Source organism: Flavobacterium sp. HTF (assembly GCF_003105115.1).
Lineage (GTDB): Bacteria > Bacteroidota > Bacteroidia > Flavobacteriales > Flavobacteriaceae > Flavobacterium.
Genome location: NZ_QETH01000017.1, coordinates 1 through 20,737, shown reverse-complemented (window position 1 = coordinate 20,737; position 20,737 = coordinate 1). Strand labels below are relative to the sequence as shown.

General features: G+C 33.9%; 21 protein-coding genes. 13 read left to right on the top strand and 8 right to left on the bottom strand.

Annotation, left to right across the window (positions count from 1 at the left end):
- Window positions 1-18: 18 nt before the first annotated feature.
- Both DCO46_RS07455 and DCO46_RS07450 read right to left on the bottom strand, forming a co-directional pair.
- Complete coding sequence (locus DCO46_RS07455) at window positions 19-2,022, bottom strand: TonB-dependent receptor plug domain-containing protein (RefSeq protein ID WP_116751936.1); 2,004 nt, start codon at window positions 2,020-2,022, stop codon at window positions 19-21.
- Between the two features lie 95 nt (window positions 2,023-2,117).
- Window positions 2,118-2,465 (bottom strand): winged helix-turn-helix domain-containing protein, encoded by a 348-nt coding sequence (locus DCO46_RS07450; protein ID WP_116751935.1) that lies wholly within the window; start codon window positions 2,463-2,465, stop codon window positions 2,118-2,120.
- Window positions 2,466-2,664: 199 nt separating this feature from the next.
- Between DCO46_RS07450 and DCO46_RS07445 the strand changes: the two genes are divergently transcribed.
- From DCO46_RS07445 to DCO46_RS07430, 4 genes are all read left to right on the top strand, one after another.
- Window positions 2,665-5,703 carry a leucine--tRNA ligase gene (locus tag DCO46_RS07445; protein WP_116751934.1) on the top strand — a complete coding sequence of 1,013 codons (3,039 nt, stop codon included), beginning with the start codon at window positions 2,665-2,667 and terminating at the stop codon, window positions 5,701-5,703.
- A gap of 261 nt (window positions 5,704-5,964) precedes the next feature.
- Entirely contained in the window at window positions 5,965-6,816 is an 852-nt protein-coding gene (locus DCO46_RS07440) for an alpha/beta fold hydrolase (protein WP_116751933.1), read from the top strand.
- Window positions 6,816-7,286 (top strand): RNA polymerase sigma factor, encoded by a 471-nt coding sequence (locus DCO46_RS07435; protein ID WP_116751932.1) that lies wholly within the window; start codon window positions 6,816-6,818, stop codon window positions 7,284-7,286. Before DCO46_RS07440 ends, DCO46_RS07435 begins: the two co-directional genes overlap by 1 nt.
- On the top strand, window positions 7,276-7,866 hold the full coding sequence (locus DCO46_RS07430; RefSeq protein WP_116751931.1) for a hypothetical protein: 591 nt from the start codon (window positions 7,276-7,278) through the stop codon (window positions 7,864-7,866). Before DCO46_RS07435 ends, DCO46_RS07430 begins: the two co-directional genes overlap by 11 nt.
- A gap of 60 nt (window positions 7,867-7,926) precedes the next feature.
- Here the strand turns inward: DCO46_RS07430 and DCO46_RS07425 are convergent, their stop codons facing one another.
- Window positions 7,927-8,331 (bottom strand): MmpS family transport accessory protein, encoded by a 405-nt coding sequence (locus tag DCO46_RS07425; RefSeq protein ID WP_116751930.1) that lies wholly within the window; start codon window positions 8,329-8,331, stop codon window positions 7,927-7,929.
- Between the two features lie 173 nt (window positions 8,332-8,504).
- Here DCO46_RS07425 and DCO46_RS07420 point away from each other — a divergent pair, with 173 nt between their 5' ends.
- The 3 genes from DCO46_RS07420 to DCO46_RS07410 all read left to right on the top strand — a co-directional run bounded on the left by DCO46_RS07420 (window position 8,505) and on the right by DCO46_RS07410 (window position 11,929).
- Window positions 8,505-10,514 carry a sensor histidine kinase gene (locus DCO46_RS07420; protein ID WP_116751929.1) on the top strand — a complete coding sequence of 670 codons (2,010 nt, stop codon included), beginning with the start codon at window positions 8,505-8,507 and terminating at the stop codon, window positions 10,512-10,514.
- Window positions 10,507-11,139 (top strand): response regulator transcription factor, encoded by a 633-nt coding sequence (locus DCO46_RS07415; RefSeq protein ID WP_116751928.1) that lies wholly within the window; start codon window positions 10,507-10,509, stop codon window positions 11,137-11,139. Before DCO46_RS07420 ends, DCO46_RS07415 begins: the two co-directional genes overlap by 8 nt.
- Before the next feature lie 103 nt (window positions 11,140-11,242).
- The gene (locus DCO46_RS07410; RefSeq protein ID WP_116751927.1) at window positions 11,243-11,929 is read left to right on the top strand and encodes a zinc metallopeptidase; all 687 of its coding nucleotides are present in this window, start codon (window positions 11,243-11,245) and stop codon (window positions 11,927-11,929) included.
- Between the two features lie 135 nt (window positions 11,930-12,064).
- Here the strand turns inward: DCO46_RS07410 and DCO46_RS07405 are convergent, their stop codons facing one another.
- From DCO46_RS07405 to DCO46_RS07395, 3 genes are all read right to left on the bottom strand, one after another.
- Entirely contained in the window at window positions 12,065-12,535 is a 471-nt protein-coding gene (locus tag DCO46_RS07405) for an Lrp/AsnC family transcriptional regulator (RefSeq protein ID WP_035681816.1), read from the bottom strand.
- 249 nt (window positions 12,536-12,784) lie between these two features.
- Window positions 12,785-13,534, bottom strand: a complete 750-nt coding sequence (locus DCO46_RS07400; protein ID WP_116751991.1) for a uroporphyrinogen-III synthase — start codon at window positions 13,532-13,534, stop codon at window positions 12,785-12,787.
- A gap of 14 nt (window positions 13,535-13,548) precedes the next feature.
- Window positions 13,549-14,217: a DUF4271 domain-containing protein gene (locus tag DCO46_RS07395; protein ID WP_116751926.1), complete on the bottom strand. Its 669-nt coding sequence runs from the start codon at window positions 14,215-14,217 to the stop codon at window positions 13,549-13,551.
- Window positions 14,218-14,322: 105 nt separating this feature from the next.
- Between DCO46_RS07395 and DCO46_RS07390 the strand changes: the two genes are divergently transcribed.
- From DCO46_RS07390 to DCO46_RS07380, 3 genes are read left to right on the top strand one after another with little or no spacing between them, the layout of a single operon-like run.
- Window positions 14,323-15,048 carry a polyprenol monophosphomannose synthase gene (locus tag DCO46_RS07390; protein ID WP_116751925.1) on the top strand — a complete coding sequence of 242 codons (726 nt, stop codon included), beginning with the start codon at window positions 14,323-14,325 and terminating at the stop codon, window positions 15,046-15,048.
- A gap of 10 nt (window positions 15,049-15,058) precedes the next feature.
- Entirely contained in the window at window positions 15,059-16,399 is a 1,341-nt protein-coding gene (locus tag DCO46_RS07385; protein ID WP_116751924.1) for a dihydroorotase, read from the top strand.
- Window positions 16,400-16,409: 10 nt separating this feature from the next.
- A complete protein-coding gene (locus DCO46_RS07380) occupies window positions 16,410-16,922 on the top strand; it encodes a DUF4296 domain-containing protein (RefSeq protein ID WP_116751923.1) in 513 nt (170 codons plus the stop codon).
- Between the two features lie 2 nt (window positions 16,923-16,924).
- On the opposite strand, the gene DCO46_RS07375 is transcribed toward DCO46_RS07380, so the two are convergent.
- The gene (locus DCO46_RS07375) at window positions 16,925-17,926 is read right to left on the bottom strand and encodes an NAD-dependent epimerase/dehydratase family protein (protein WP_116751922.1); all 1,002 of its coding nucleotides are present in this window, start codon (window positions 17,924-17,926) and stop codon (window positions 16,925-16,927) included.
- Between the two features lie 28 nt (window positions 17,927-17,954).
- Entirely contained in the window at window positions 17,955-18,296 is a 342-nt protein-coding gene (locus tag DCO46_RS07370) for a helix-turn-helix transcriptional regulator (RefSeq protein WP_116751921.1), read from the bottom strand.
- A 283-nt stretch (window positions 18,297-18,579) separates the two neighbouring features.
- Here DCO46_RS07370 and DCO46_RS07365 point away from each other — a divergent pair, with 283 nt between their 5' ends.
- The 3 genes from DCO46_RS07365 to DCO46_RS07355 form a co-directional block, all read left to right on the top strand.
- The gene (locus DCO46_RS07365; RefSeq protein ID WP_124019549.1) at window positions 18,580-19,356 is read left to right on the top strand and encodes a hypothetical protein; all 777 of its coding nucleotides are present in this window, start codon (window positions 18,580-18,582) and stop codon (window positions 19,354-19,356) included.
- Window positions 19,357-19,364: 8 nt separating this feature from the next.
- On the top strand, window positions 19,365-19,898 hold the full coding sequence (locus DCO46_RS07360; protein ID WP_116751919.1) for an SdpA family antimicrobial peptide system protein: 534 nt from the start codon (window positions 19,365-19,367) through the stop codon (window positions 19,896-19,898).
- On the top strand, window positions 19,885-20,737 hold an 853-nt coding region (locus DCO46_RS07355), incomplete at its 3' end, for a sporulation-delaying protein SdpB family protein (protein WP_116751918.1). The genes DCO46_RS07360 and DCO46_RS07355, both read left to right, overlap by 14 nt.

The window sequence follows — 20,737 nt, the reverse complement described above, 5'->3', positions numbered from 1 at the left end:
ATGAAATTTGTTTTTGAATTAGTTTGAATTAAAAAAACGAAGTGTCACAAAAAAGTTACGGCCTTCCTCCGGATAACCTTCTACAAGACTGTAGTTTTTGTCGAAAATATTATTTATGCCCGCATCTATGCTGAAATTTTTAGAAATCTGTCCAGAAGCATATAAATTCAAAAGGGTATAATCCGGAACCCGTGTACCATAACTTGTGCTGAATCTTGAAGAATTAAATTCTGAACTGGCAATTAATAGAAGAATCTTAATCGGGCTGTATTTTATAGTTCCCATTACTTTTGTATTTGGCACATCTGTCAAATGAATAATGGGGCTGGTGACGTTTTTTCTTTCGATGTAGGTATAATTTGCATTGAAAGATAAATTTTTCAGAACAGCATAATCCAATTGTGCTTCAATTCCTTTATATTCTGCTTTGCCAAAATTCTGCATTTGAGCTTTTCCGGGTTCAACATTGCTTACACTTAAAATAGCATCGGAAAGCGAACTATAAAAAAGTGCGGTTTGAAATGTAATTTTATCGAAAAGACTGGCGGTATAATTTAATTCGTAATTGGTAGCTTTTTCAGGTTTCAAATCCGGATTCGGAATCGCAGTTCCCATTCGGTAGGAATAACGGTCTTTGATAGTAGCAAATCTTGTTTTTTGGGAAACTGTTGCACCAAATTTTTGATCTTGGTGTAATTGATAAAACAGTCCAATCTGTGCGTTAAAAGCATCGCTGGCGTCAGCAGAAGGATAATCAGAAATTACTTTTGTTGTACTGTTGTAATCTTCGGCGTCCTTATTTTTTCTAATGTTGTAACTAACGCCGGGAATTAGAGTAAATTTTGAATTTACTTTATAAATATCTTCAATTCCAACTAAAACCGTATTGTCTGTAAAATGACGAACCGGTTCTCCAAGATTATTTTCGCGGTGCACATCTTCTTTAAAATGAAAAGCAATTTTTAAATCATTTTCCGGAATAAACTTTGTGTTGTATTCTAAATTTCCACCATAAGTATAGTCATTGTAAATGCTTTTAAATGCATACGCTTTGGTTTGTGCAGAATATGTCGCATCGTCATAACTGTCTAAAGTATTTTTAAAACGATCAAAATACAATCGCGTTTTCAAACTGTTTTTATCGTCAAAGGCAGAGTTTGAAATAAAATAAAAACTTTCTTTATCCCAATTCGGCCACTGCCAAAATCTGGGTTTTAGTAAAAGTGAATTTTGGGTGTCGGTTCCTGTATAAACCGGATTTCCTTTTTCACCCTGCTGATTAATGTAACCAATAGCATATTCACTTTTTTCAGTCGGTGTCCAGCCAATTTTGAAGCTAATTTTTTGATCTGTCCGATAAGAATTGTCTCTTTGGCCTCCATTTTCATTTGCAGTCGGAATAAAATCTGAAGGCATTTTTGTTGAATTTCTGTCTAAATAAGAAAATCCGCCCTGAACATAAAATTTCCCGAAGTTAGAACCAATGTTGATGTTTCCTTTATAGCCATTTTCATTAATCATTCCGAGTGATCCATCGTATTCTAATTTTTTGAAAGGTTTTCTGGAAACAAGGTTTATTGCACCGCCAAGCGAATTGGGTCCATAAAGAACAGATGAAAATCCTTTTGAAACATCAACTGCCGCCAAATCAAAAGTGGTGAACCTGGCCAAATCGACATAACCGTCATAAGGAACGTAAACCGGAATTCCATCCATATAGACAGGAACCTGCCTTAAGTCAAAACCTCTAACTGAAACCATGGATTCGTTTCTCGGGCCGGAAGCGGTTAAACTAACTCCCGGAAGCATATTCAATGCTTTTGAAACTTCCATTTTATTTTGAGATTCCATCGTTTTTGATGTTATCCTGTTTAAAGTGTCTTTATTTTGATGATTGGTTATAATAACTTCTCCGAGTATAAAAACGTTTGATGTTTTTATGGAATCTGTTGTTTTTGAATTGTTTTGCTGTGAAAATCCGATAAACGGAAAAAGCAAAATAATTAATATTTTTTGTTTCATAAATTGTGGTGTTTTTCAGTATGTTTTAAAATGAATACTGCTGATTAGAAAAATTATTTTTTGGTTAATTATTTTTTTTAAAAACAGGTTGGGTTTTAAAATTTCAGATTCTGGGTTTCCTTTTGGGCAAATTCTTTAATGCGTTTTTCAATCTCATAAAAGACAGTTATCGCTCTTTCTCCGGCATCAGTCAGTTTTGCACCGCCTCCTCCTTTTCCGCCAAGAAGTTTTTCCACCAGCGGACTTTCGGCACGCTGATTCATTTCTTCAACCAGTTGCCAGGCCTGGCGATAGGCCATTTTCATTTCTTTTGCGGCATTGGTAATCGATCCGGTTTTCCTGATGTTTTCAAGAAGCCAGATTTTTCCAATTCCAAGAAAAGCACCTTCCGTTTCCTCAATCCAGACGCGGACTTCAATATTGTATTTCTTATTTTCTGCCATTTATTCGCGAATAAATAAGTATTATGTTCTTGCAATAATACGTATTTTTACTTAATCGTAAATACGTAATTTGTTATTTTATTTGTTTGTCAATGAAATAGCTTTGGTACAATGCGCAATAAATGTAAATTTGCGCCAAATAATTAATTTAGTGAAAAGCCTTAGAACCTTAGTAACTTAGAATCTTAGTCACTTAGAAATGAAGTACAATCCAAACGAAATAGACGCCAAATGGCAGAAGTATTGGGCAGAAAATCAAACTTTTGCTGCTGAAAACCCCGAAAGTGTCGGGGCTGAAAAACCTAAACATTATGTTCTCGATATGTTTCCTTATCCATCAGGAGCAGGATTACACGTTGGGCATCCGCTGGGTTATATCGCTTCAGATGTGTATTCTCGTTTCAAAAGACATCAGGGATTCAATGTTTTGCATCCAATGGGTTACGACAGTTTCGGATTGCCGGCAGAACAATATGCGATTCAGACAGGGCAGCGTCCTGAAGATACAACACGCGTAAATATTGACGGTGGAGTAGATAAAGAAGGAAAACAAATTGCAGGATACAGAAAACAATTAGATAAAATAGGGTTTTCTTTTGACTGGAGCCGTGAAGTTCGTACGTCAAATCCTGATTATTATAAACATACACAATGGATTTTTATTCAGTTATTTAATTCCTGGTATTGCAGAAAACAAGGAAAGGCATTTGATATTTCAACTTTGGTCGAGGTTTTTGCCGAAGAAGGAAACGTTTTGGTCGAAGCGGTTTGCGATGACAATGTTGCCATTTTTACTGCGCAAGAATGGAATTCTTATTCTGAAGATCAAAAAGAAAAAATCCTTTTACAATACAGATTAACTTATTTGGCAGAAACAGAAGTAAACTGGTGCCCTGGTTTGGGAACTGTTCTGGCAAATGACGAAATTGTAAACGGAGTTTCTGAACGTGGAGGCTTTCCTGTTATAAGAAAAAAAATGACACAATGGAGTATGCGAATTTCTGCTTATGCCGAACGCTTGCTTCAGGGTTTAAATGATATCGATTGGAGTGAGTCAATCAAAGAATCTCAAAGAAACTGGATTGGGAAATCGGTTGGAGCTTTGGTTACTTTTAATGTGAAAAATCATGATGAAGTAATCGAGGTTTTTACTACTCGTCCTGATACAATTTTTGGAGTTACTTTTATGACGTTGGCACCAGAACATGATTTGGTGGCTAAAATTACAACTCCGGAACAAAAAGCGGCTGTTGAAGCGTATATCGAAAAAACAGCAAAACGTTCCGAGCGTGAGCGTATGGCTGATGTAAAAACCATTTCGGGAGTATTTACCGGAGCTTATGCAGAACATCCTTTTACAAAAGAATCAATTCCGGTCTGGATTGGTGACTATGTTTTGGCAGGTTACGGAACTGGTGCTGTAATGGCCGTTCCTTGCGGAGATGAAAGAGATTACGCTTTTGCTAATTTCTTTAAGAATGAGAAGGGAATGCAGGAAATCAAAAATATCTTCGCTAATGTTGATATTTCTGAAGCAGCTTACGGATCAAAAGACAACGTTGAAATTGCAAATTCTGATTTCTTAAACGGATTAAATTATAAGGACGCTACTAAAAAAGCAATTGCAGAATTAGAAGCAATTGGACAGGGAACAGGAAAAACAAACTACCGTTTGCGTGATGCTGTTTTCTCCCGTCAGCGTTATTGGGGAGAACCTTTCCCGGTTTATTATGTAAACGGTCTTCCAAAAATGATTGATGCACAGCATTTGCCAATTATTTTGCCGGAAGTTGAGAAATATTTACCAACTGAAGACGGTCTGCCTCCATTAGGAAACGCAGCAGTCTGGGCATGGGACACCAAACAAAATAAAGTTGTCAATACCGATTTAGTGGACAATGTTTCTATTTTTCCTTTGGAATTGAACACAATGCCAGGTTGGGCGGGAAGTTCATGGTACTGGATGCGTTACATGGATGCACACAACGAAAATGAATTTGCGAGCAAAGAAGCATTAAAATACTGGGAAAGCGTTGATTTGTACATTGGAGGAAGCGAACACGCAACCGGGCACTTATTGTATTCCCGTTTCTGGAACAAATTCTTAAAAGACAAAGGTTTTGCTCCAACCGAAGAACCATTCAAAAAACTGATTAATCAGGGAATGATTTTGGGGATGAGTGCATTTGTTTATGTTTATTTGCTTAGCACAAGAACTAAAGAAGGTTATAATAAAGGAAACATGGCGATAGATTTGCCTTTTCCTCAAAAGCTATTAATTTCTAAGGCATCTTACGAGCAAATAATTTCAGGAATTGTACCTGATGAAGTAGAAAATTGGGTAGAAAAGAAATACGGTGCAAAATCAGAAAGATCATTCGATATTATTTCTTCTAATGAAACAGTTCTTACTAGACATATCGATATAAGTTTATTAAAAGGAACTACGGACGAATTAAATGTTGATGCATTTAGATCTGATAATAGATATGAAGATTTGAATGACGTAGTTATTCTAAATGAAGAAGAAAAATACATTTGTAATCGCGAAGTCGAAAAAATGTCGAAATCAAAATACAATGTTGTAACGCCGGATGATATTTGTAACGAATACGGTGCTGATACATTACGTTTATACGAAATGTTTTTAGGTCCGTTGGAGCAGGCAAAACCTTGGAATACTGCCGGAATTTCAGGAGTCTTTGGTTTCCTTAAAAAATTATGGAGATTGTATTTTGATGATAATGGTTTAATCGTAAACAACGACGAACCAACAAAAGACAACTTAAAAACATTGCATAAAACCATCAAAAAAGTAGCAGAAGATATTGAGAATTTCTCTTTCAATACTTCGGTTTCTCAGTTTATGATTTGTGTAAATGAATTGTCTTCTCAAAACTGTCATTCAAGAGCGATTTTAGAACCATTAGCCATTTTGGTTTCATCTTATGCGCCTCACATTGCAGAAGAATTATGGTCACAGTTAGGGCATACAACGTCTATTTCAAAAGTGCCTTTTCCTGCTTTTGATGAAAAACATTTAATTGAAAGCAATAAAGAATATCCGGTTTCTTTTAACGGAAAAATGCGTTTCACTATCGAATTGCCTTTGGATTTAACCGCAGCGCAAATCGAAGAAATCATTATGAAAGATGAAAGAACACAAAAACAATTAGACGGAAGAACTCCGAATAAGGTGATTATTGTTCCCGGAAAAATCATCAATTTGGTGGGCTAACCAAATAAATTCCAATCCCGAAGCCTCGGGATAAAAATTCCAAATTCCAATTTTTGTTGGGATTTGGATTTTTTTTTGTCTGCCTGTTCTGAGAACGAAGTATCACACACCAGATCGAAAAAGATTGGTAACTCAGGATGGTATAATTTAACTAACCTTTAAATTGAAATTTGGATTTTTTTATTGAAATTTAATTTCCATTGTAACATTTTGATTCTTCTTGTATCCAAAAGACGAATTAACAATTTAAAACTATTTCTAATGAAAAAACATTTCATCTTAGTTATCGCATTATTATTTTCAGCTGCATTTTTAAATGTTTTTGCTCAGACAAAATCATATCCTTTTGAAGTTGTTAAATCAGGAAAAGGAAAACAGGCTATTGTCTTTATTCCGGGGTTTGCTTCTTCCGGAGAAGTATGGAACGATACAAAAGCCAATTTTGAAAAGAATTTTACTTGTTATACACTTACCATGGCAGGTTTTGCGGGAGTAAAACCACAAACCGATGCTTCTTTTAAGAACTGGGAAGATGCCATTGCGTCTTACATAAAAGACAATAAAATCGAAAAGCCAATTCTTATTGGTCACAGTATGGGCGGTGGACTGGCATTGGCAATTGCAGCCGATTATCCGGATTTGGCAGAGCGTATTGTGGTAGTAGATGCGGTTCCGTGTCTTGCTGCTTTGATGGATGCTTCATTCAAATCAAAAGAAAATAATGATTGCAGTCCGATAGTGAGTCAGATGTCAGCATTAACAGATGAGCAGTTTGCCGAAAATCAGAAAAAATATGTAGACAGGCTTACGACGGATGCTTCAAAGTATGATTTATTATTGAGCTGGAGTGCCAAATCGGACAGAAAAACTTTTGCAGAAGTATATTGTGATTTTGCCAATACAGATTTAAGAGAAAAAATTTCGGCTATAAAATGCCCGTCATTAATATTATTGGAATCTTATTTTTTAAATATAAAACCGGCTATAGAAGAACAATTCAAAAACCTGAAAACAGCCAATCTTCAATATGCTACAAAAGGTTTGCATTTTATCATGTATGATGACAAAGAGTTTTATTTTAAACATTTGAACAACTTTATAAAAGTTAAATAATGGAGTTTGAAAATATCTACAAATTATATTGGGAAAAGATATTCAGACTTTGTATGGGTTTTGTAAATGATTATGATGCAGCACAGGATCTGGCGCAGGAAACCTTTATAATTGTCTGGCAAAAACTCGACACTTTTAGAAACGAGTCCGGTATCGGAACCTGGATTTTCAGAATTGCATCTAACAACTGCCTTAGGCAGATTGAAAAAGATAAACGATTTCCTAAATCAGAACTTCCGCTTCATATAGCCGAAGAGAAACCAGTCTCACTAGAACCAAAAATTCAGCTTTTATATAAATGTATTGCAGAATTGCCCGAAACAGAACGTATTATTATTTCATTGGAACTGGAAGATATTAAGCAAACAGAAATTGCAAAAATTGTTGGTCTTTCTGAAGCGAATACAAGAGTAAAAATCTACAGGATAAAAGAAAAACTGACTCAAAAATTTAAAGAAAATGGACAATAATATAGACTTTAAGGATTTATGGAAAAAACAGCCAGTAAGTCAGCCTAACTTTGAAGATTTACTGGCAAGATTAAAACAGTTTAAAAAGGCTGCCCTGCGCAGTTTATGGATTACTAATATTTTGCTTATCGCCACCAGCATTTTTATTGCTTTTATCTGGTATTATTATGAGCCACAATTTGTTTCGACAAAAATTGGGATAATCATCACCATTTTGACCATGATTATTTATCTGGTAATCTATAACAGATTATTGAAAACATATAAGAATATCGATTCAACACAAACAAATCAGGAATATGTGCAAACATTGATTTCAATCAAGAAAAAGCAACAGCACCTGCAATCCAAGATATTGAGTTTGTACTTTGTTTTGCTTACGATCGGACTTTGTCTTTATATGTATGAATATGCAAGCAGGATGACTATTTTCTGGGCCGTTTTTACTTATGCAATGACTTTGTTCTGGATGGGAATCAATTGGTTCTTTATCCGTCCAAAACAAATTGAAAAACAGCAGCGAAAAATAAATAATCTGATTAAAAAGTTTGAAGAAGTCAACAATCAGTTATATTCATAAAAAGAGCGCTTTGTAGATTTTACAAAGCGCTCTTTAATTAAATCCTATTCTTAATCTAAATTATCTAGGGAATACGTAAGTTTTAGGATGCACAACAATAATTCCGTCGCTGTTTGCAGTTCCTGTTAATTCAGAAACAACTTTTCCTCCAACAATAACTTTAGCAGTAACGGTCTGCCCACTAACTCCGCCGTAACCACTGGCGTGCACTAATGCTCCATCAGAATTTGCATCGGCAGTAAATTCTTTCGTCCATGGTAATGCCGTAATATCTTCAATAAGTGGAGCACCGCTTTTCTCCAGGTAACTTGCATCAAGTTCTCCTGAAAAATTCCCTGTTACTTCATACTTCACTTCTCTTGAGGTATTTACGGTATCATCATTGTCGTTATCGTTGTCGCTGCTGCAAGATGCAATTGAAAATACAAGTGTTAGCATCAGCATAAGATTTTTAAATGTTTTCATGTTAAATTTAGTTTTATATGTAATTAATTATTCATCTCTAACAAAATTAGACCCAATAAAAAGAGATGACAATACCTGATAAAATGTATTTTGTATTACCTGATATCAGGTAAAAACAGGATTTTTCCTTTTAAAAAGAATTTACTTTTTATAACTTTGAGTAAATGCCACATATGAAGAATCTCTACGCCCTTTTGTTATTTTTATTTTTTAGTTCTGCAACAACCTATTCTCAGGTTATTCTTTCACTTGATGATGACAGGATTTATATCGACAGTATTGCCAAAGTCACCAGAAATACAAAATCAGACAGCATAAGATGTTTATACAGTTTCAGATTATCCAAGTTGTACCTGATGGTTCAGGATGTCAAAAAATCAAAAGAATATTTAGCAGAAGCCAATAAGCTTAAAGTTAGATTTCCTTTCCTGAACGATTTATCTGTTTACTACAACTCCTATACGTTTTTGGAAAAAGGCGATGCAGACGGTTTTGAAAAAACCTTATTAGTAGCCAATAAAAAACTCAGTAAATATAATGTCATAGAAGCCTATCGCTTACGTGCAGTTGTGCTCCAGAATTATGGTATAATGCAGCAGCGCAAAAGCAACGAAAAAGCCTATATGCGAATATTAGTCAACGAGGCTATTCCGGTTGCAAAAAAAAGTGGTGACAATGAATTAATAAGTGGCCTGTATAAAAACGTGGCTATCATATTTATGAATAATGGCCAGCGCGAAAAAGCAGAAGAATATTTAGAAGAAGCAGAAAATTATATCGAAAAAGCCACCAAAAGATCTCCAACTCTTATTGAGTCTAAAATGGAAACATATATTATTAAAGCTGAAAATTTAGTAGAAATAAAACGTTTTTATGATGCTAAAAAAACACTTGATAAAGCTTTTGCTACTTTAAGCAAACATCCGGAATCGAATATAAACGACTCTTATTTTTATGCAGAAGGAATTTATTATGCCAAACAATACCAGCATGCCAAAGCACTCATGAGTTATGAAAAAGGAATTGCATCTTCTCTGAAACATCAAAATACTTTAGCTCTAAACAGGTTGAAATTTGCAGAATATGAGGTGCTGTTCAAATTAAAAGAGTACAAAAAAGCCGGAGAAAACCTGGAATATCTTATAGAAAACTCCCAGCTTATTGTAGATAAAAAAAACTATTATAAAGAATTATCCAAGGTATACAGTGCAACCAAAAATTATGATAAGGCTTATTTTTATGCAGATAAATATAATGTCATAAATGATAGCCTGAACAGCACCAAGTTTGAAAGTGAAATTGTAGAACTGGAAGCGAAATACAAAAAAGCAGAGAACGAAAAGAAGATTAGCTTACTACAGGCACAAAACGAAAAAGCAGCATTACTGGTCAGTAATAATTCACTAAACGTCATTCTTTTTGCGGTTCTGTCTGTCTTTTTGCTGATTACCGTTTTGTTTCTGTGGGTTTTTAACAAGAACCAGAAAAAGCTAAGTGTTCAGAAAGAAATCAATTATAAACAGGAATTGACCGCCTTAGAAAATCAACAGAAATTGTCCGTTTCCAATGCGCTTATTGAAGGGGAGGAAATAGAAAGAAAAAGAATTGCCAGAGATTTACATGACGGCTTGGGAAGTATGCTTTCGGGTTTGAAAATCCATTTGAAATTATCAGATCGGGACAACACCATAAACAGAACAGAAGTTAGTGCCCTGCTTGACAATTCAATAAAAGAATTAAGGAATATATCTCAGAACCTAATGCCTGAAAGTCTTCTGGAACTGAGTCTGGAACATGCAATAAAAGATTTGTGTATGGCCAGTTCCAATTCCAAAACCAATATTGAATTTCAGTATTTAATTCCAAAACCAAATTTGCCAAAAACGTATGAAATTGTGATTTACAGGATCATTCAGGAATTGTTAAATAATGCCTTAAAATATTCTGACGCATCGCAAATCCTAGTTTCCTGTTCTCAGAATAAAGATACTTTTTTTATTACGGTTGAAGATAACGGAACTGGCTTTGACGTTTCTGCAAAAAGTACCGGAATGGGATTAAAAAACATAAAAAACCGGGTGGAATTTCTAAAAGGAAAACTGGAAATAGAAAGCGATACCGATAAAGGAACTTCGGCTTATATTGAGCTGAAAGTAAAAAAAGAAAACCAGGACGATGAATAAACATAAAACAGTAATTGTTGACGATCATCCTATTGTGATTTCAGGTATTTCGGGTTTATTATCAGATTTAGAAATTATTGATATTGTTGGAAAATTTGAATCAGGCGTTACGCTTTTGGATTATATTCAGGCCAATGAAGTTGATCTTATTCTGATGGATATTTTCCTTCCGCTCACAAACGGGGTTGAGCTTTGTAAAATAATCAAGCAAAAGTTTCCAAAAGTCATTATTATCGGGATGAGCAGCCAGTCCGAAAGGAGCCTGGTTATGCAGTTTATTCAAAACGGAGGAAACGGTTATATTTTGAAAAGTGCTTCTTTTGATGAATTTAAAAATTGTATTTATAAAGCCATCGAAGGTGAAATTGTGTTTAGCGATGAGGTTAAAACCATAATCAGCGAACCACAATCAGAAGATTTAGACAGAATTCCGAGTCTGAGCAGGAGGGAAAAAGATATTGTCTCACTACTTTCAAAAGGGAAATCGACCCAGGAAATTGCCGATGAGCTGTTTCTGAGTTTTTTAACCGTACAAACCCACAGGCGTAATATTCTTCAGAAATATAAAACCAAAAATGTAGCAGAACTGATGGCCTTTCTGCTGAAAAACAATTTGTTGAATTAAGACAAATTAGGCAGAAAAATGTCAAAATGGCATTTTGTTAAAATGGTTCGCATTTTGATGTTTGTTTTGTAACTTTAAATTCAAAACTAAAAATTCAAAAAAAATGGGATACGGATATATAATAATTGCCGGTGCAATTATGCTCTTTAGCTGGATGGTAAGCTCAAAGCTGAAAAGTAAATTTGAGCTTTATTCGAAATTGCAATTGCGAAACGGAATGAGTGGTGCCGAGATTGCAGAAAAAATGCTGGCCGATAACGGAATTACTGATGTTCGTGTTATTTCGACTCCGGGTCAGTTAACCGATCATTATAATCCGAGTGATAAAACGGTAAATTTAAGTGAAGCAGTTTATAATCATCGCAGCGCGGCAGCTGCAGCTGTTGCGGCGCACGAATGTGGTCACGCTGTACAGCATTCTATTGGTTATGAATGGCTGACGATGCGTTCTAAATTAGTGCCGATTGTAAATGTTGCCTCAAACTATATGCAATGGATTTTACTTGCCGGAATTCTGATGATTCGTACGTTTCCTCAGTTACTGCTTATAGGGATTATCATTTTTGCTGCAACAACATTATTTTCGATCATTACGTTGCCTGTAGAATACGATGCCAGCAACAGAGCATTGGCCTGGTTAGAAAATAAACACATGCTGACACAAGAAGAACAGGCGGGAGCAAAAGATGCCTTAAAGTGGGCGGCAAGAACATACGTTGTAGCAGCGCTTGGATCAATCGCTACGTTGTTGTACTATATTTCGATTTATTCAGGAAGCAGGAGGAATTAATTAATGTGACAATTAGAAAATTAGTCAATTAGATAATTTATAGCAAACCCGACAGGTTTTTAAAATCTGTCGGGTTTTTGGTTTTTATCTCATTTAGAGAATTATCTAATTATCAAATTGACACATTGTCCAATTCTAAAGCTGAATCTGCCTGTCAATCTGCTGATCCAGAGAAATAAACGTTTCAGTTCTTGAAACGCCTTCGATTGCCTGGATTTTGGTATTTAAAAGCTGCATCAAATGTTCGTTGTCGCGGCAGATAATTTTAATCAAAACCGACCAGTTGCCGGTGGTATAATGGCATTCTAAAACTTCAGGGATTTTTTTTAAATCTTTTACAGCTTCTGAGTTTCTGGAAGCTTTGTCAAGATAAACCCCGACAAATGCCATCGTATTATATCCCAGAACTTTTGGGTTAACAGTAAATTTAGATCCTGAAATCACTCCGGATTGTTCCAGTTTTTTTAAACGCTGATGAATTGCAGCTCCGGAAATACCAATTTTATTGGCGATTTGTAAAATCGGTTTTCGGGCATCGTCCATAAGATAACGAAGTATTTCTTTGTCGATACCGTCAATTTCAATTAGGAGGGAGTTGATTTTCATAACTTGATATTTGAAACTAATTCTTGTAGTTTGGTTTAGAATAGAAATCAAATGTAGTTAAAATGCTGTGGAAAAGAAAATTCCCAATGCCGAAACTTCGGGATAAATTCCCAATTCCAAAAACAGATCCTGTAGTTTTAACCACGTAAAACGGAAGAGGATAATGAATTGATTAAATATAAAAATTCCAAATCCCAGCAGTAAAGTTGGAATTTGGAATTTTAAAAATTTTAATATTTAAAAAAAATATTATTTGCTTTTATTCGCTTCTGCAATATATTTTTCTAAAGCCATTGTCATAGAAGGCGTTTCAGGAGTTGGGGCAAGAATGTCGATTCTTAATCCGTGATCCAGAGCTTCTTTTTGAGTTGTGCTTCCAAAAACAGCAATTCTGGTATTGTTTTGTTTGAAGTCCGGGAAGTTTTTAAATAATGATTTAATTCCGGTTGGACTAAAAAATGCCAAAACATCATAATAAACATCTGCAAGATCCGATAAATCGCTCATTACAGTTCTGTAAAAAATCGCTTGTGCCCAGTCTACTTTTAAGTTGTTTAAAGTAACAGGAGCATCAGCATTTAACTGGTCAGAAGCCGGAAGCAGGAATTTTTCGTCTTTGTATTTTTTGATTAATGGAGATAAATCTGCAAAATCTTTTGCGCCAACATAAATTTTGCGTTTTCTGTACACTACATATTTCTGTAAGTAAAACGCAACGGCTTCAGATTGACAAAAATACTTTAATCCTTCAGGAACTTTATAGCGCATTTCGTCCGCTACTCTGAAAAAATGATCTACTGCATTTCTGCTTGTCAAAATAATCGCAGTGTAATGATTAAGATCGATTTTTTGTAATCGGATCTCTTTTGCGCTAACCCCCTCCACATGAATAAATGGTCTGAAATCAATTTTTATTTTGTGTTTTTGTTGGAGCTCAAAGTAAGGAGAATTTTCCACTTTAGGTTCAGGCTGTGACACCAAAATTGTTTTCACTTTCATATTATAAACTTTTACTAAGCCACCTCTTTTGTAATCCAATAATACATGAAATAATAAGGGGCTATTTCAAGAGCGCAAAGATATAAAATAAAATAAAATAACTTGCTGAATATTATATTTTGATGCGTTTTAATCGAAATAAAGTATGAGAATAGACTTATACATAGTGAAACACCAATGATTGTTAGTGGTACGCTTTTCGGAATATTGTCATAATAGAACAAAATAGCATTAAACGGAAGCACCAGTACGCCAATATAAGTTCGGTAAGTCGCTTTCTGAAGGTTAAGAGTGTCTATAAAATCTTCGATATTGAATGAAGTAGCAACGATTTTTTCGATTAAATATTTTGCTAAAATAAAATAAAGCAAAAATGTGGCAATCTGGATAAATAAAACCCAGTCTGTTTTTGACGCATATCCAAAAATATGCATCGTGAGCTGAATGAAAAATGAAAATGAGATAATCTGAACAAAAAACAGGCCGACAATAAAACTGCCTTTCAGGTTACTGGTGTCGCGATAAATTTTAGCATATTTATCAGAGAAAATAAGTTTACTGAATTCGCTGAATCTTGTCTCGTAAGCAGATTTAGTAATAGCAACAAGAGCAAAGGCTAACACAAATAAAAGTGTCGCCCAATCTTTGTTTTCCAGAACCCGGGGATGAAGTTGTTCAATCATAGCGTTACAAAATTAGTAATTTTTTGTATCAATACTTTTATTATAGATTTATTATGAGTCAAATGCCATAAAAAGTTTACTTTTGCGGTGAAATTACCCAGAAAAATGAATGATAGTATTGTCATAATTCCAACTTATAACGAAATTGAGAACATAGAAAGTATAGTCAGAGCTGTTCTTTCTCAGCATAAACCTTTCCATCTTTTAATTATTGATGATAATTCACCTGATTTTACTGCTAATAAGGTGATTGCATTACAGGAAGAATTCCCGGAAAGATTGTTTTTAGAAAAAAGAGCCAAAAAATCCGGTTTGGGAACGGCTTATGTTCATGGTTTTAGATGGGCATTAGAGCGTAAATATGATTTCATTTTTGAAATGGACGCCGATTTTTCGCACAACCCAAACGATCTGGAAAAATTATATGATGCCTGCCACTTTGGAGGAGCAGATTTAGCCATTGGTTCACGTTATGTAAAAGGTGTAAATGTGGTAAACTGGCCTTTGAGCAGGGTTTTAATGTCTTACTTTGCTTCGGTATATGTCAAATTCATTACCGGAATGAAAATTCACGACGCTACAGCAGGTTTTGTCTGCTACAAAAGAGAAGTTCTGGAAAAGATAAATCTCAACAAAATTAAATTTGTGGGGTATGCTTTTCAGATTGAAATGAAATATAGAACTTATTGTGGTAAATTTGAAATTACAGAAGTCCCTATTATTTTTACAGACCGCACAAAAGGAGTTTCGAAAATGAGTAATGCCATTATAAAAGAAGCTATTCTTGGTGTGATTTCACTTCGATTAAAAAAATTATTCAATACATTATAAAGTCACGGTGATGAATAGGATATTAATAAAGAATGCTAAAATTGTAAACGAAGGATCAATTTTTGAAGGAGATGTATTGATTGAAAATGACTTAATTGTCGAAATTTCAGACAGTATCAGCCTGAAAACATCCGATTGTATAGTTATAGACGCCGAAGGAAATTACCTGATGCCGGGCGCTATTGATGATCAGGTACATTTTAGAGAACCGGGATTAACGCACAAAGGAGATATAGAATCTGAATCGAGAGCCGCTGTTGCCGGTGGTATAACTTCTTTTATCGAACAGCCCAACACAGTTCCTAATGCAGTTACTCAGGAAATCCTCGAAGATAAATATCAGATTGCAGCCGAAAAATCATTTGCGAATTACTCGTTTATGATGGGAGCAACTAATGATAACCTGGAAGAGGTTTTAAAAACAAATCCAAAAAACGTTGCCGGAATTAAAATCTTCCTGGGTTCCTCTACAGGAAATATGCTGGTTGATAATGAAGCTACTCTAGAAAAAATATTTTCAAGTACTCCAATGTTAATTGCGGTACATTGTGAAGATGAAACGACAATCAAAAATAATCTTGCCGCTTTTAAAGAGCAATATGGAGATGATGTTCCGGTAACGGCACACCATTTAATCAGAAGCGCAGAAGCCTGTTATATTTCATCTTCAAAAGCAGTGGCGCTGGCCAAAAAAACTGGTGCACGTCTGCATATATTTCACCTTTCAACGGCAAAAGAAATGGAATTGTTTACCAACAAAATTCCATTAGAAGATAAAAAAATTACGGCTGAGGTTTGTGTACACCATCTTTGGTTTACTGATGAGGATTACAAAACCAAAGGAAATTTTATAAAATGGAATCCCGCTGTAAAAACAGCCACTGACAGAAAAGCACTTTGGGAAGCTCTGAATGATGGCCGTATCGATGTAATTGCAACAGATCACGCGCCTCATACAAAAGAAGAGAAAAAACAATCGTACCTGAATGCGCCTTCTGGAGGGCCGTTGGTTCAGCATGCTGTTGTGGCAATGTTTGAAGCACATCATCAGGGAAAAATTTCTATTGAAAAAATAGTAGAGAAAATGTGCCATAATCCTGCAAAACTTTTTAAAATCGAAAAAAGAGGTTTTATCAGGGAAGGTTATTTTGCTGATTTGGTTATTGTAAATCCAACTCTGCCATGGAGTGTCAATACAGATAATATTTTATCAAAATGTGGCTGGTCTCCGTTTGAAGGTTATGCTTTCAGATCGAGAATAACACATACTTTTGTAAATGGCGAATTGGTATATAATAACTTCAAAGTTAAAGATATACGAAACGGAAAAAGATTATTGTTTGACAGATAATAAAAGACAAATGAAGAATTTTGTATTGATAATATTGGTTTTGTTTCTTTCTGTAAGTTGTAAAAAAGATTTGGTAAAAGAGCCAAAACGACTTATTGAGAAAGAAAAAATGATTGATATTATGTATGATTTATCGATTCTCGAAGCAATAAAATATCAAAATCCACTATCAGTTGATTCTATTGATACCAATCAGAAAAAATTTGTTCTCCAAAAGTATAAAGTAGACAGTCTTCAGTTTGCGCAAAGTAATATTTATTACGCCTCAGATTATGACACGTATAAAGATATGTTTGATGAAATCGCCAAAAGGTTAGAAAAAAATCAAAAAAAGGCAGATTCATTAGTCAAAATTGAAGAGAAGAAAGCGGCAAAAGAAAAGAAAAAAAATAAAAATAAAGTTTCAGGGCCTGCTCCAAAAGCAGACGGAACTGTGCCTCCAACAGTCAAAAAAGCAAATGTTGATTCGATAAGAAAAACAATTCAGGCAAGGAGGAGAATGCAGCAAGTGCAAAATAAATAGACTTATAATTTAGCTACATCATGTATATATTGATGTACATCCTGAAAAACCGTTCCCAGAGCGGTTTTTATTTTTTCGTTAGAATACAAACTTTTCGAATACGATGCTTTTGCGGTAGCCTTGGTAATTCTTCTTTTCCTGAAAAATATAGCAGATACAATTCCGTCTGCTATCCAGGCAAAATTCACCAAAAACGGGCTGGCATGAACAGAAGGTCTTTTTACTTTTAAAGCATCCGCTATAGTATTAAAAATATCGCGGAAAACTACATTTTCTGCAATTAAAGTAAAACGCTCGTTTTTAATATCGCTTTTCATTAATTCAAATGTAATTCGCACCACATCATTTACGGTTATAAATCCGGTACTTCCCAAAGTATAAAACGAAAGACCATTGGCTACTCTTACATAAAACTCGGCACTTCCCTGTTCACAGGTTTTTGATTTCGGAATTGGGCCTAAAATCACTCCCGGATTTACAATTACGACATCCAGGCCTTCCTGAAGTCCTCTCCAGACTTCCATTTCTGCACCATATTTTGATATTGCATAATCACTATGAGGTTTCTCGGGATTCCATTCTGTTTCTTCAGTGATAATAGTCTCATGTGTAGCTAAATCTCCTAAAGCAGCTATGGAACTTACAAAACAAAATTTCTTTACTCCTTTTGCAATAGAGAAATTGACCATATTGGCCGTTCCTTCGATATTGGTTTTTCTCAGTACATCTTCGTCTTTTGGGTCAAGAGAAATAAATGCTGCACAATGATAAACGTATTCAATGTCTATGAAAGCAATTTCTAAGGAAGGTACATCCAGAATATTAGCTTCCAGCCATTCTATTTTTTCGAACAAATCGGCTTTTTTGTATAAATCAAAAAATGATTTTGTCTTTTGAATGTTGTTTGGGTTTCGGTAAATAGCCCGCACATTTTCTCCATTTTCAATTAAATGAAGCAATAAATGTGCGCCAACCAGACCTGTTCCTCCTGTAACTAATATCATTCTGTAAAGATAAAATAGAATGTTGGATTCACCTATTTTTAGATTTTAATTTTTTTCGTAAAATATTGATAAGCTCATCCTTTTCTCTTAAACGGAATTCATATTGTTCAATTAATTTTTCAGAAATTAAAATAAGATTTTCTGTATTTTGAATGGCTTTTTTAGAAAGAGTTTCAGATTCACTAAATAAATCTGAAATGGTAGTTTTTAATAAATGTGAAATTTTTATAATTTCTTCGGGCACAAATTGAACTTCACCTTTTTCTCTTCTACTGTATTGGGATTGATCTAATCCTAATTCATACGCCAGATAGCTTTGTGAAAGTTTTTTACTTTCTCTAATAGCTTTTACTTTTTGATATAGTTTCATGTATAATAAATGTACTTATTCAGTTAATAAAACAAGAAAATACTTATAAAATCAATAGAGGACATTTTTTCTTATTTATACTCACCAAATGCTTTTTTTTAACTTTTACGAAGTAGAATGTATGCATACCTAGAGTATGCTGAATTCACATTCAAAATGTGTTTAGCTCATTTTGTAAGAAAATAAATATTATTTATTTGCATTAGTTATTTTATTCAGGTTTAGAAAAATTAATGAAGTATAAATCTGGATGAGAAATATATATGAATTAAAAATTATTATCATGAAATTAATTAGAAGTAAATCAAGGAAGATTGCATTTTTTTTAAGTTTAAGTTTTTTGTTTGTTAGTTGCTCTGATGAAAATATAATTGAAAATCATCAAAGTAAATATTCGGGAGAAGATATTTTTAATGGACTTTTCTTTTTTAAAAATGATATAAGTGAGGGTATTCCTCAATTAGCACATTTAAAATATAAAATTCAAGAAGCAAAGAATTATAATGAAATTCGAGAGTCTATGGATGAATTTTCAAAACTTTCAGTCGATTTCATAAATTCTCACTACCCGGAATTTTTTAATGATTTGCAAAAAAAAGTCTACTCTGGAAATCTGTATTCAATTAGTGCTGTTTTAGATCAGGCATCCAAATATATTGAGCAAGCCGGATTGTCGTCGGATAAATATCGAGCTGTATTCTTAATGGGAAAAAAGATTAGTAATGATGATAATTTGAGGAAACAAATTTCTGAACTAGATCTTTCTACTTCAGAAGGAATGGATAAGTTTAAGGCTATAATTGACAATAATAATGGTACGAACATAAATGGTAAAAACACCTGTATTACATCTGCCTTTGCCGCCGCACTTGCAGTTGCTTACGTAGGTGTAGTTGCAGTCTCAATTGCAGTTGGTGCTTACAGTGTTTATTTTAAAGTTGCATATTGGGGACCACAAGAGAGGATACCGGTTCCTGATGATTTACTTCACGATGATGGTGGTGTTCGTATTGAGCGAGAGCGATTTATAGCGCAAACAGGAGAATTTTTCAGTAACTAAAGATAAATATGAAAAGAGCAATTTTTTTTAAATTAACTCTAATTTGTGGTTGGATTCTCTTTGGAGTTTCTGTCTTTTTTTCTTCATTAAAAAGCCAGTTAATATTAAATGAAAACTTAAAAGAATTTACAAATAAGGTTTTACCGCAAGGATGGGGATTTTTTACAAAAAATCCTCGTGATTTTGTGTTGAGAATTTATAAAATACGAAATGGTAAATTAGAGGAAATGGATATTTCAAATCAATCTTTAAAGAATAGACTGGGCTTTTCAAGATCGGCTAGAATAATTGGTTATGAGATGTCAATAATAGCTGAGAAAGTAAAAAATAATGATTGGAAACAAAATTCAACAGGTAATATTTATGATAACATCAATGATAAAATGATTGTCATTAATACTGACTTTTCTTTTAAACATGTGACAAAAGGAAATTATTTATTAAAGCTTTATCGGCCAATACCTTATATGTGGGCAAAATTTAATCAGGAAAATTTTAATCGTTTTTTAGTTGTAAAAGTTTGTATCAATGACAATAATTAAAGAAATATATACATCAAACACATTAACACTTGCTAGATCACTTTTAGCTTTGTGTTTCTTAACTACATTGATTTTTACACCAGTTTACGATTTATTTCCGGTACAACATATTGTGGAACTTAAAAGTGATTTTAATGGGCTGTCTAAATTGAATATATATTTGTGGTTTGACAATATCAATATACACTATTACATTTCAATTGTAATTTTGATATTAGTAATTTCAGGAGTATATCCTAGATTAAGTTGTTTACTTCAGACGTGGGTTTCTTATTCAATTTTTTATTCTATGCTTGTTAATGACGGTGGAGACCAAATAAATGTGATTTTAAATTTTTTACTTCTGCCTGTATGTTTACTTGATAACCGAAAAAATGGTTGGCATATTGTTTCCAAAAGAAAAGTTACTTCGAATCAATTTTTACTTTGTAATGCTTCATTTGCATTAGTTTTTATACAAATTCAAATGGCAGTTTTATATTTTAATGCAAGCGTTGCTAAAATGTTTGCTCCAGAATGGCTAAATGGAACAGCAGTGTATTATTGGTTTAATGACCCGACATTTGGAGCTCCTTATTGGTTGAAAAAATCTGTTGGTTTTCTTTTTGAAAACGACTATACTATTACTATAATTACTTGGTATGTCATGATCTTAGAAATTGCTCTTTTTGTTGGGCTTTTTTTGAAACAGAAATATAAATATTTGCTATTTGTTTTAGCATTTATATTTCACTTTTTAATATTTATTGTTCATGGTTTGCCTTCATTTTGTTTGTCAATGACCGGAGGGCTAATTCTTTTTTATTTTCATCTTGATCAAACAATAGTTCAAATTTTTT